The sequence below is a fragment of the Neorhizobium vignae genome (genome assembly GCF_000732195.1).
GTDB lineage: Bacteria > Pseudomonadota > Alphaproteobacteria > Rhizobiales > Rhizobiaceae > Neorhizobium > Neorhizobium vignae.
Genome location: NZ_JNNU01000023.1, coordinates 74,226 through 85,845, shown reverse-complemented (window position 1 = coordinate 85,845; position 11,620 = coordinate 74,226). Strand labels below are relative to the sequence as shown.

Below are 11,620 nucleotides of genomic sequence, written 5' to 3'. Positions count from 1 at the left end.
CCACCTCTCGGGACATCATCCGCCTTACTGGCCCTGGCGGGCCTGGCGAGGCATCCAGCACGGATTTTACCTATTCTACGAACATTTCGTCTCGCCCCTTGCGAATGTTCGGAATAATCGCAGCGGCAAGCAGAACGACCGAAACGAGAAGAAGACCTGCACTGATCGGTTCGGTGATGAATGTCGAAAGAGATCCGCGACGGCCATGGACCGCACTCAAAGGCCGTACATATGAACGCACCGTCCGCGTGGATAGATCGGTTGTGAAGCCCCTTGCACCGCGGGCCGTTCCACATATGAGGTTGTATAGGCGCGAGAACCGGGCCGGTAATTGTTATGGGCTCAGACCGCGGATCCGATCACCAAGGAGAAATTCGATGCCACTAGGATGAACAATTGACAAAAGACCTGATGTGAAAGGATACGAACTCGCGACCTGCAAGTTCCTGAGTATAGCATTACGCTGAATATCCATGATAATGTCCTTTATCATGGATATAAAAACTGAGTGCCGAGCGCACTTAACGACATGGTATTCCACCTATCGTCCAGTTCGGAAACTCAGCGCCATGCAGAACAAAGCGCTAAGTCCCAACTGTCAGGATCAGACAAACGGAACGACAAGTTCGCGCTGAGCGCCCAGTCCATGTGAGATTCCGATCAGATCGGCCGCCCGCTCACCGATGACAACACAAGGCGCCATTGTGTTGCCCGTTGTGATGCGCGGCATAATCGAGGCGTCCGCTATGCGAAGACCCTCGATGCCGTAGACCTTGAGCTCATTATCGACGACCGACATGCTGTCGCGCCCCATCTTGGCGGTGGAGGTTTGATGCCAGTAGGTAACGGCTGAGCGTCGGATGAAATCGATCATGCCCGATCTGTCGCGCGCACCTGGAGCTGTTTCGCCTGTCACCAACGGGGAAAAGCCCTCGCTGTTACCGAGTTCGCGACACAACTCGACTGCGGCCAAAGCGGCGGCCATGTCTTCCGGCTCGCTAAGGGAGTTCGGGTCGATCAGGATGGGATCGTTTATCTTGGGACCAGAGAGCCGCAACCGACCACGGCTTTTCGGCTGGGCAAGACCATTGAACATCGTCCAGCCGTGCTCCGGCGTTTCAAGACCGGTCTCAAGGGGCGACGGAACTGCGAACTCTAACTGGCACTGCAGGATGTCCGGCTGGGATAGCCGGGCATCACTCTTCCAGTAGATGTTTGCCTCACATCCGCTACCGCCGACTGCTTCCGGCTTTCGGTAGGCCCATGTGCAGCCGAAAGCGAGATGATCCTGGTGATTGCGACCGACACCCGGCAGGTGTTGCACAACGGGAATACCATGCGCCTGCAGCTCGTCTTGTGGGCCGATACCGGACTGCATTAGGACTTTCGGCGTGGTGATAGCCCCAAGTGACAGCACCGTTTCGCATTGCGCCATAAACTGGCGTCGCCGACCATCGATTAGAGCTTCAACTCCTCTCACCCGCCGACCATCGAAGATGAGACGCGTGACCAGCGCCTCGGTTATCACCGTCAAATTGGGGCGCGGCAGCAGCGGATCAACGTAGGATTCAAACACGGTTTCCCGCTTGCCACCTCGGATACGAAGTTCAGCGATCGATGCGCCGCCAGAGGCCTCCATCATTTCGCCGTTTGTTGAATCGAAGACCGGAATGCCCATCGCTGACGCGGCGCTCAAAAGCGCTTCCGCCACTGGCTGGGGAGACCGAGGCTGTGCCACATATGCAGGCCCACCTACCCCGCGACGAGTAGGATCCGGAGCGCCTTGCCAGTTTTCGACCCGACGATAGTAGCCAAGGATCGATTGATAGCCCCAGGCGTCATCCCCGGCCTCGGCCGCAAAGTGGTTCCAGTCTTCCTTATGTCCCCTGGCCCATACCATGACGTTGATGCTCGAACCGCCGCCAAGTCCTTTGCCCATGCTGAGTGGAAGTCGTCGGCCATCCAGGCCAGCCGCTGGCTGTCCGACAAAGCCCCAGTCCCGGCTCGATCCGAGATTGAGTGGCCATTGCGCAGGGTCGGATACGGTCTCGGATAAATCACCTCCGCCCGCTTCAATGAGCAGAACGCGCGCGTTTCCATCCTCCGCCAGCCGCGCTGCGACAACCGAGCCGCTAGAGCCGGCGCCGCATACGATGAAGTCGTAGACATCACCGACCGCGTCATGCGGGTGAGATGTGGTTTCGGGTCCATTTTTATTACGGGTATACAGTTTCACGTGAGTTCCTCAGTGAATTAATTCTGGTAAATTTGCTGAAGTCGTGGTCGCGAGAGACGAGTGAATCCTCGTGGATCCTGGAAGGATCCGACCCTATCGGCATCTCGCTCAGGCCCGCGGTCTGTTTAACAGATGTGTTTGAGCGTCATCGGTCGGGTCTCGACCGTCCCGATGACGCTGAACCGTTCATTGCTTTTTTGCCGAGACGGTCTTGGCGGCCTGATCAATGGTGTTGGCGATGACCGCTGGCTGCGTCATGAACAGGGCGTGGCTTGCCGACACCTTGGTGATCTTCGCCTTGATGCGCTCTGCCATGTGGATCAGCATCGCCTGATCGAAGGCCTTGTCTTCGGTGGCAATAATGGCCCAGCTCGGCTTGGTGCGCCAAGCGGCATTTTCGAGCTTCGCGCCGAACGCCGACATGTTGATCGGAACCTGCGCGTCCCTCATAAAGGCAACATCGGCGTCACTGACGTCATGCGCGAAACCTGCCTTGAACTTTTCCGGGCTGACATAGCCAAAACCATCCTTTGTGGTCTCAATCACGAATTCAGAAGCGGGCGCGAATCCCTCGTATTGCTGGGCCGTCGTCTCGCCAGCATCCGGAGAAAGAGCGGAAACATAGACAAGGGCCGCAACCTTCTCATCGATACCAGCTTCCGTGATGACGGTTCCGCCCCAGGAGTGCCCGACGAGAATAACCGGACCATTTTGACGCTCAAGCGCCCGCTTGGTGGCGGCGACATCGTCTGCAAGCGACGTCAGGGGGTTCTGCACGATGGTGACGTGATAGCCGCGTTTGGTCAGATTGTCGTAAACACCCCTCCAGCCGGAACCGTCCGCAAACGCGCCGTGAACCAGAACGATGTTTCTTACCGATTGATCTTTAGGAATGATGTCGGCGGCATTCGCTGCCGGTAATGCAACCGACAGTGAGGCTGCAGCTGCGATTGCCGAAATGGTGGTGATGGACCTGCGTGTCATGGCTTTCTCCTCTTTGCAATTGCGATAACTGTTATCGCGATATCTGTTAACTCTCACATCTCGAATCGCACGTCAACATAATTCTTATTGCGATATTGGTTTTCGTGATAAGTTCAATTATATGGATGTTTACAGGAGTTCTAAATGAGCCAACACCATAACGATCCCCCGCCTCTGCCCGACCAGCTGTGCTACGCGATCTACACCGCCGGCATGGCTATTCAGCGCGCCTACAAGCCGCTTCTCGACGAGCTTGGGCTGACATATCCGCAGTATCTCGTCCTGAACGTTCTCTGGGCGAAGGACGAGCAAACCGTGGTTTCTATCGCCGACAAACTAGCTCTTGAGTCCAGCACGTTGACACCGCTTCTAAAACGCCTGGAAGCCGCCGGGCTCGTGCGTCGGACGCGCAATGCTAGCAACGAGCGTCAGGTTCTGGTGGCGCTGACAGATCAGGGTCGTTCCTTGCAGCATAAGGCAGGCTGCCTCAGCGATACCTTGCTTGCAGCCTCGACGCAGACACCGCCGGAACTCGCTGCGTTGAACCGCGACGTGCGGCATTTGCGTGACGCGATCTACTCCCAGATCGGCGGGTGGGACGCACCCGCCTGACTTGCAATGGCGTGAGGCGGCCAAATGCTCAAGCGGTCGGCACGGTCCCACCGTCAATCACGTGCTCGGTTCCGGTAATCGACGCTGCTCGATCCGATGAAAGGAATGCAATCAGATCCGCGACCTCTTCCGGTCTGGCCGGTCGTCCGAGCGGTATGCCGCCGAGCGAGTTCATGATCACTTGCACTGCGGCTTCGTACTCGATGCCGGCTTCCGCGGCGATGCGCAGGGCAAGACCATTGGCACCCGGATCGGCGATCCAACCGGGAGAGACCCGCACCACCCGGACGCCCTTCGGAGAAACCTCCTTGGAGATACTCTTGCTGTAAGTGTTGAGCGCCCCCTTGGCCGAAGCATAGCCGGTCGTCGCCTCAGGTAGCGGAAGGTTTCTCTGGATCGACGTAACGTGGATGACGACACCGCTTCCCTGAGCGATCATCCCGGGGATGAGAGCTCGATCCAGTCTGACTGCAGGGAAGAAGTTGAGGTTGAACTCTTTCTCCCATTCATCGTCGGTGAGCGCGGCGAAGCCGCCTGACGGGGCCGAAGAGCCGCCCAGCATGTTCACAAGGATATCGAGGCCGCCGAGCTCTCTCTGCACCGCGTCGACGACGGTCATTACCCCCGCCGTGGTGGTCAGGTCGGCTTCGATGAACGCCGCCCCGGAGAAGTCAGCAGGCTTCTTACGAGCGGTGGTCACTACGCTGGCGCCGAGTTCCTTGAACAGCGCCACGGTTGCGGCGCCGGCCCCCGAAGTGCCGCCAGTGATGAGGGCGCGACGGCCCTGCAAGGTGAGGAACTGTGTCATACGGTGATCTCCAGTTCGGCGACCTTGTCGTTCGCGAGGGCGAACAAGAAGCGCAGATCAATGGGGCTGCCCGGGAAGTCGCCGACGGCATGGGCCGTTACCTGGGTTTTCCCGTTTTCGGTGGCAATGAAGAAGGGTTCTACCGTGTAGCTGTATTGCTGAGCTTCATCAGCCATCCATGCGCGGATGGCATCACGGCCTCGGTGCGTGAGGCCTTTATCTTTCACGATGCCGTCCTCGGTGAATGTGGCAGCGATCGCATCCGGACTGCCTGTCCGGTCGGCCTCGAAATATGCTTCGATGGCCTTGGGAAGTTTGATCGTCATTGGTTCCTCCAATTTGAATTCCAGCCTCTGCCAACTGAGGGCGCCGCCCCGTCAGGAGGTCGATAGGTGTAATCTAGGATGAGTTGGTTGACACGATAACTAGGATAAAGGAGGATGAGACGTTGCGAAAAATGGGATAATGACGCGCTCAGTACTTATCGATTTGGACGCCGTTCTCAGCATCGCGCGCCTCGGCTCGTTCAGGGCTGCCGCGCTCGAGCTCGGCATGTCCACCACCGCATTGAGCAATGCCATCGCAAAGCTTGAGCAGCGTCTCGGCGTTCGCCTGTTCAACCGTACAACGCGGAGCGTTTCGCTTACCGACGCTGGAAAGACATTTGTGGAGCGAGTTGGACCGGCGATGACGGACATCCACGATGCCATGCTCATGGTCCAATCGCTTCAGGAAACTCCGACGGGCATATTGCGCATCAATGCCTTCGCGACAGCAGCACGCGAGGTGATGGAACCGCTCATATTGTCGTTCATGCAGCGCTACCCTCAGGTGCATATCGATCTGGTCACAGAGGGACGGATCGTTGACATTGTTGCGGCGGGGTTCGACCTGGGCTTGAGGCCGGCCGATCTGGTGCCGACCGACATGATCGCGGTGCCACTCGGTACCAAGCGCAGTAACGCCGTTGTCGCATCACCAGACTTCCTGCGCACTCATGGCAGTCCTACGGTGCCAGCCGACCTATATCGGTTTCGCTGCATCCGTGCGCGCCTGCCCAACAACGCCTTGTTTCGGTGGAAATTTGAAAAGGATGGAAACGCTGTCCAGATCGATGTGCAAGGCTCAATAACTCTCGACGAGTCAAGCCTTGTCAGGATAGCGGCGCAAAATGGAGTGGGCCTGGGATACGTTATGGAGGCAGATGTGCGCGATGACATTACGGCCGGGCGACTAGTGCGCGTTCTCGAGGACTGGACTCCCCCACTGGCGCCATTAGCCCTATACTACCCCGGCAGGAAGAATCCGCCGGCTGCGTTCAGCGCATTCATTCAAGCTGCCCGCGATTTTGCGAAGGGGTAATCGACCGGGGCTTAAATCAACGTCTTCTCGACATCGAAGATACGCACCCAACGTACTTTGACGTCATCCGTCTTGCTGGGAGGAACAGTCCGTAAAATGACTGTTATCCGGACTGGGACCTGCATCCCGTGTACGTGGCCGCTCGCTGCGATTTTAGATGTTCGGAAAATCAAATGGCAGGAAATGGCCAAATCAAACGGTTGATCCTCGGCATCGCCCGATGCGGAATTCCAGCGAGCCTTGGGCAAGATCTCACGCCGGAACACAATTACTGGATGCATCTTCGCGATTGCCGCTAGAAAACGCTCGGGAGGCGGACTTGGCTCGGGATAGACGGTCGGCTTCCCGCCACGCTTGTATTCTCCATGGCAACAAGCGTCGGAAATGCGGGGCACACAAGGCTCATCCGCTCGAAGGGGTTAAAAATCCCACGGGTTGAAGAGCACGAGACCTGTCGATTCAAAATCCTTGAGATTGCGCGTGGCCAAGCGACCGCGGTTCACGCGAGCTATCGCAGCGATCATTGCATCGGGTACTGACATTGCACGGCCCTGACGAGCCGCCTGCCCCATGATCTCACCATAAGCGAGTGCGGCTTCTTCTGTGAGACCAAATATCCGTTCGGCAAACCGACGGCGCCATTCCGCCAGCCCGTGTTCCAAGCGCTCCGCCCGCTGGTCCGGCCTGATCTTTTGAATGCCGAAAGCAATCTCGGCGATCGTCACGGTGGGCAGTGCTAATTCTGCGTCGAACCGTACCAGCCAGGCCATGACCGCCTGATCAGGATCCTTCCGCAACGTCTCCAAAACAATGTTGGTATCGACAAATATCAAAGCTCGATACCTTGGTGAGGAGTGCGGCCTTCACGGATGATGGTGTCCAGGTCAATATCTGTGGCAGCTTGCGCGTTGACCCGCGCGTAAAAGGCGGCCGCTGGTTCGCGACCCGCCTCGCGTGTCTCGTAGGCCTCAAGCGCGCGCTCCACCACTTCTGCAATCGAACGGTTCTCACGTCGCGCGAGTCGGTGAGCCAGATCCCTTGCCTTGGAGCTTCGGACGGAGAGTTGTGGTGCGGCCATGGCAGTCTCCTTTGCGAAAATATATGCTCATCGCACCTGCCATCAAGATGGCAGATGCTGGCTTGCCATCGCGCTGGACCTTGCACTCTCGACTAGCAATCCGCACTACGCGCGATGACACCTGCTCAATTCGGCAATTCGCATCAACTGCGAGATATGCGACCTTCGTGCTTTCCAGACGTCGCCGAACTTGAAAGCTTCCATCGCGCTTCAGAAGCGCCAAACATTTCTCAGCCAGCGCTGATCCGCCGCACCCTTGGGAAATTTCGAAACAGAACGTGGTCGATACGAACCCGCCTGATGTTCGAACAAAAAGGTTGTCGCCTGTCACCCATTCAACCGTTTTAGAGCATGGCTCACTGTCGGTTGGGAAAGGCCGAGGACATTCCCAGCTTCCGTAACGTTCCCTTTGATCGCAAGGGCATAGAGAACCTTGATTAAATTGAGATCGATCGACCCGAAAGCGAATTGACGTCCACTACCGCCTTTGATCTTCGTTGTCACCCTACCATTACGCCCTAAGCCAAACGTTTATACAGACCTTGGAACACGTGACCAAGTCTCAAGCGATGCGGCCTCAAACCTGTCATCGCAAACCTCAGGAGACTACGGTTGCACGGCGTAGAAGATAGATCTCGTCGGTCATCTAGACGTCGGGAACCGGTATCAACACTGAATTCAATTACAACACACGACAGCCAACTTGCAGTGCCCCATGGTGCCCACGCTGGTCGCCGCTCCAACATGCTTGCTCGGCAAAATCTCGATAACAGCGTTCTTCGCTGCCGGAGTGATCCGGTCATTTGCTGCGCATGACCTCGGTCCTGCGCTTACTTCTATGGGCTTGGCCATCCGGACTGTTTCAAAGCAGCGGGGGCATGAACGGTTTCCTGGAAACGAGGGCGTCCTAACAAGGCAATTTACTTCTGCTGGACTGTGACCCGTCAACGTTCATCCTGGCTCATGTCTGTTTATAGGGTTCTAGTAGAGCTGACTACGCTGGATGGAATTCAATAACCGCAACCTCGTGATCCTCGATAGCCGGAACCTCGAAAACAAGCGTCATTCCCTGCTTTATGGCCGGGAAAGACTGACCGCTTACGGTCAGGCGAATGTCCGAAGACGCTGTTCTCGTGCCGACATGCAGACGAACGGTGACCGGGCCGACAGGCAGGAGTTCGTCCTGTCGGCCTGGCGTTTTCGCCGTGGTCAGACGGTTGTTGAGATGCAGGATGTAACGGTCTTCCTGCTCATACAGCGTCGAGCTGACGACGCCGTGGCCGCCTTCGAGCGACACAAGCTGCCGATCACGGAGGGCCCAGCGGACGGCATTGGAGATAATCGTGGCATGCTCCGGATGCTCGTCGCGGGCAAAACACCGGTCGAGATCGCCGACAAACCAGATCAGCTTGCCGCCGTTCGCCGGCTCGCGAACCGTGATCACCGGCAGATCCGAACGAGGTTGGCGCATCCAGGCCGTCTCCGGCGGGTAGATCGGAAAATCGGGAATGAAGGTCGCGAGAACGGCCACGTCGTCATCCACACTCACCCCGGGAAGGAAACCGCCGAACGGAATGGTGTCGGTGCCTTCGAGACCCGCAAATATCGGGTGGCGCGTACCCGCTGCGGCCGGCGCTGTGCTGTCGGCGGGACCGTAAAGGCTGATCCGCACTTCCGGCACGAGCCGAATATAGGTGTGGCGCACGCTCGTCTCGATATCGGGATTGGCAAGCTCCTGCCCGCCATGCGATCCTCCCTTGCGGTGGACGCCGAACAGATCAGCGAGCGCGAAATCCCCCCGCGGGTCGCCGGAAGTGTCGTAGAGACTGGTCTCGGACGTGGCGATCGCCGAACCGCCGGAGCGGGCGAACGCCCTCACCGCCTCCGCCTGCCCATCGGACAGCGCTCCGATATTGGGCAGGATCAGTACACCGAAACGCCCCGCGGCTCCGGCGATATCGTCGGCATTGACCGGCAGATAAGTGAGGCCGGCGCGATCGAGGGCACGGATTGCTCCCCTGTAGGGATTCATCGTGCGGTCGGTGGTCTTGTCCTGTCCGTAGAAATCGTGATTGTCCTGCGACCACACGACACCCACGTCGGCCAGCGGCCTACGATTGAGAAGAATGTCCTCATTGGCTTCATGCCAGGAGAAGATCGGCTCTGCGCTTGTGTATTGGCGCCGGTCTTCGTGGAGTGAACCAATGTGGTGCCACCACGGCTGGATGCCGCCGGCAAAACCGGCTGAAGACCATAACTTGACCTCGGCGGCGGGCATGCTCGCGAGCCTAAACGCCGGGCTTCCGAGCTGGTATTGCGGCATGCTTTCCGGAATGAGCTTTTCCCAGCCGCCCACCTCATGCAGCCGCTTGCCCGCTTCCGTATTGTCGGCAAACCCATCCACGGCGTTGCGGCGCTGATGGTCCAGCATGACGATTTCGGTGCGCGCGAGGATAGCCTTGAGATCGATGAAGCGGGAACTGTTGTTCATCACGTCGCCACTGATCATGCCCATCCAGCGGCAGTGCTTGCCGCCCACCTTCGTCGTGACCTCGTTATTGAACTCCCAGAGATCGGTGCGGCGCTGGTAGTTCCAGCGGATCCAGCGACGATAACGCTCGTCGGACCAGTCATGGCTTGAGGGCAGGTCGACGCCGGCATATCCGTGGAACTGCGCGGCGCAATGCCGGCAATAGCAGATGTTCTTACGAGGAATGCCGGCCCAGCTGTTGTCGGCGAAACCGTCCGGCCCGCTGTGTTCGATAATCTCCCGCATGACCTCGGGGAGGTATTCCCAATAATAGGGCGAGTTGATGCAGGTGACGTATTTGTCCGCCTGGCGGTAGGGCTTGCCGGTCGCGTCGACGCAGATCCAGTCCGGATGAGCGCGGTAGAAGTCCTCCGCCACCCGGTTCGAATCCATGCGGGCGATAACCTTCAGCCCTGCCGCGCGGGCGTCCCTGACGATCTCACCGTAGAGGTCACGCTCGCCGAGCGTATGGGCGCGGTGGTGCAGCGGAAAACGGGAGGGGTAATAGGCGACGATGCCCCCGGCATTGACGATCACGCCCTGGACGCGCGTCTTTTTCCAGTGTTCCCGCCACCACGCGGCGTCATAGCGCGATGGATCGATCTCGACCAGGTTGGTCTGTCCCCAACGTTTCGCGGTCCTGTACCAGGGTTCTGCAGCCATTCGTCTCTCCTCCCAGAGCCTCGCGGTTTCCCCGCGACAAACCTTTCCACCCGCCCTGGCCGCCCTTCCTGGCGCTCAGCTCAGGTCATACCGTTCCTCCGCCGACCGCCATCGGCTTCGGTGTCCCGACGTTCGCATCGCCGGCCCGGCCGAGCACTCCACCGCGGTCGGTGCTGGCTCGCTTGATGACGTCGAAGCCGACGTCGATCACCTTTTCGTCGTCCGGTTCGCCGTCGAGCTGCCGGCGCAGTGCGATCACCGCGTCATGCCCGACCTTCCAGCGATGCGTCCTTACGCTCGACAGCGGAGGCGACGCCGCCTCCATGAAATCCTCATCGTTGAAACCCGCGATGCCGAAATCCTGCGGCACGGAGATGCCGCGCGCATTGCATTCGAAGAGCACCCCGAGCGCCAGGACGTCGTTGTTGCAGAAAACCGCATCCAGATCCGGCACCCTTCTCCACAGCTCGGCGAGCAGTTCCCGGCCCATGGCGGGCGTAGAGTACTGATGCTTGTCCCAGCTGCCGCGCAGCGCCAGCGCGCCGAGATCGCCGGCCGCGTTGGCGAGCTGCGGGTCGTAGAGCCCGGCCTCCTCGAGCGCCTCGACATAACCCGACAGACGGCCCTTGGAACGGCTGTTCATCCAGCCGCTCAGGAACCCGATGCGGCGGTACCCGACTTCGATCAGATGCTGCGTCATCGCCTTGCCGGCGTTGTGGTGCGAAAAGCCGATGATCTTGTTCACCGGGTCGTCCGAGAGATCCATGACCTGGATGACCGGGCAATTGGCGTTTTCCAGCATCCGCCGGGCAGTCGGGCTCTGGTCGATACCAGAGACGATCAGGCCGGCGGGCTTGTGCCGGAGGAGCTCCGCCAGAAGCCGCTCCTCCTCATTCAGGTCGTAACGGGTGTTGCCGACCTGGATATGCAGTCGTGTTTTGCCGATCCCGTCATAGATGCCGCGCAGCACGTCGGCGAAGATGTGCTGCGTGAGCGACGGCACGAGGACGCCGACGACGTCGCTGCGGGTGGAGGCCAGCGCGCGGGCAGCGAGGTTCGGGACATAACCGAGTTCGCGAACCGCGGCATCGATCTTCTCTCGCAATGCGTCCGACACCAGCGACGGGTCACGCAGGGCGCGCGAAACGGTAATCGCCCCGACCCCCGCCCGCTGGGCGACGTCGGCTATCGTGGGTTTACCGTCGGTACGGCGTTTCGACATTCAAGGCTCCATCCCATGGATATCCGCCAGCTCCACCCTCTTTGGAAGCAAGCACGCACGGCCATGCTTTCGATGGCCGCGATCATATCCGCCTTGCGCCACGTAATCCATTTGCGCCGTCGGTC

Annotated in this window: 11 protein-coding genes and 1 pseudogene; 3 read left to right on the top strand and 9 right to left on the bottom strand. The window is 59.0% G+C overall.

Annotated elements, in window-relative coordinates; translation table 11 throughout:
* Positions 1-604 precede the first annotated feature (604 nt).
* Both GQ59_RS26085 and GQ59_RS26080 read right to left on the bottom strand, forming a co-directional pair.
* Entirely contained in the window at positions 605-2,236 is a 1,632-nt protein-coding gene (locus GQ59_RS26085) for a GMC family oxidoreductase (protein ID WP_037086924.1), read from the bottom strand.
* Positions 2,237-2,422: 186 nt separating this feature from the next.
* Complete coding sequence (locus tag GQ59_RS26080; RefSeq protein ID WP_037086923.1) at positions 2,423-3,220, bottom strand: alpha/beta fold hydrolase; 798 nt, start codon at positions 3,218-3,220, stop codon at positions 2,423-2,425.
* Between the two features lie 144 nt (positions 3,221-3,364).
* Between GQ59_RS26080 and GQ59_RS26075 the strand changes: the two genes are divergently transcribed.
* Positions 3,365-3,832 carry a MarR family winged helix-turn-helix transcriptional regulator gene (locus GQ59_RS26075; RefSeq protein WP_037086921.1) on the top strand — a complete coding sequence of 156 codons (468 nt, stop codon included), beginning with the start codon at positions 3,365-3,367 and terminating at the stop codon, positions 3,830-3,832.
* Between the two features lie 28 nt (positions 3,833-3,860).
* Here GQ59_RS26075 and GQ59_RS26070 read toward each other — a convergent pair whose 3' ends face one another.
* Positions 3,861-4,640, bottom strand: coding sequence for an SDR family oxidoreductase (locus GQ59_RS26070; RefSeq protein WP_037086919.1), 780 nt, complete (start codon positions 4,638-4,640; stop codon positions 3,861-3,863).
* Positions 4,637-4,966 (bottom strand): nuclear transport factor 2 family protein, encoded by a 330-nt coding sequence (locus tag GQ59_RS26065; protein WP_037086917.1) that lies wholly within the window; start codon positions 4,964-4,966, stop codon positions 4,637-4,639. The genes GQ59_RS26070 and GQ59_RS26065 overlap by 4 nt, the downstream gene beginning before the upstream one ends.
* 139 nt (positions 4,967-5,105) lie before the next feature.
* Between GQ59_RS26065 and GQ59_RS26060 the strand changes: the two genes are divergently transcribed.
* Complete coding sequence (locus GQ59_RS26060) at positions 5,106-6,002, top strand: LysR family transcriptional regulator (protein ID WP_037086915.1); 897 nt, start codon at positions 5,106-5,108, stop codon at positions 6,000-6,002.
* Between the two features lie 419 nt (positions 6,003-6,421).
* Here GQ59_RS26060 and GQ59_RS26055 read toward each other — a convergent pair whose 3' ends face one another.
* Both GQ59_RS26055 and GQ59_RS26050 read right to left on the bottom strand, forming a co-directional pair.
* Positions 6,422-6,835 carry a type II toxin-antitoxin system VapC family toxin gene (locus tag GQ59_RS26055; protein ID WP_037086913.1) on the bottom strand — a complete coding sequence of 138 codons (414 nt, stop codon included), beginning with the start codon at positions 6,833-6,835 and terminating at the stop codon, positions 6,422-6,424.
* Positions 6,832-7,080, bottom strand: a complete 249-nt coding sequence (locus tag GQ59_RS26050) for a type II toxin-antitoxin system VapB family antitoxin (protein ID WP_037086910.1) — start codon at positions 7,078-7,080, stop codon at positions 6,832-6,834. Before GQ59_RS26050 ends, GQ59_RS26055 begins: the two co-directional genes overlap by 4 nt.
* Positions 7,081-7,216: 136 nt before the next feature.
* Here GQ59_RS26050 and GQ59_RS33650 point away from each other — a divergent pair.
* Positions 7,217-7,332 (top strand): annotated as a pseudogene (locus tag GQ59_RS33650) (helix-turn-helix domain-containing protein); the annotation flags it as partial.
* 75 nt (positions 7,333-7,407) lie between these two features.
* Here the strand turns inward: GQ59_RS33650 and GQ59_RS33645 are convergent.
* The 3 genes from GQ59_RS33645 to GQ59_RS26040 form a co-directional block, all read right to left on the bottom strand.
* On the bottom strand, positions 7,408-7,584 hold the full coding sequence (locus GQ59_RS33645) for a LysR family transcriptional regulator (RefSeq protein ID WP_084683301.1): 177 nt from the start codon (positions 7,582-7,584) through the stop codon (positions 7,408-7,410).
* A 490-nt stretch (positions 7,585-8,074) separates the two neighbouring features.
* Positions 8,075-10,273 carry an alpha-amylase family protein gene (locus GQ59_RS26045; RefSeq protein WP_051904219.1) on the bottom strand — a complete coding sequence of 733 codons (2,199 nt, stop codon included), beginning with the start codon at positions 10,271-10,273 and terminating at the stop codon, positions 8,075-8,077.
* Positions 10,274-10,358: 85 nt separating this feature from the next.
* Positions 10,359-11,495 (bottom strand): LacI family DNA-binding transcriptional regulator, encoded by a 1,137-nt coding sequence (locus GQ59_RS26040; protein WP_084683300.1) that lies wholly within the window; start codon positions 11,493-11,495, stop codon positions 10,359-10,361.
* Positions 11,496-11,620 lie beyond the last annotated feature (125 nt).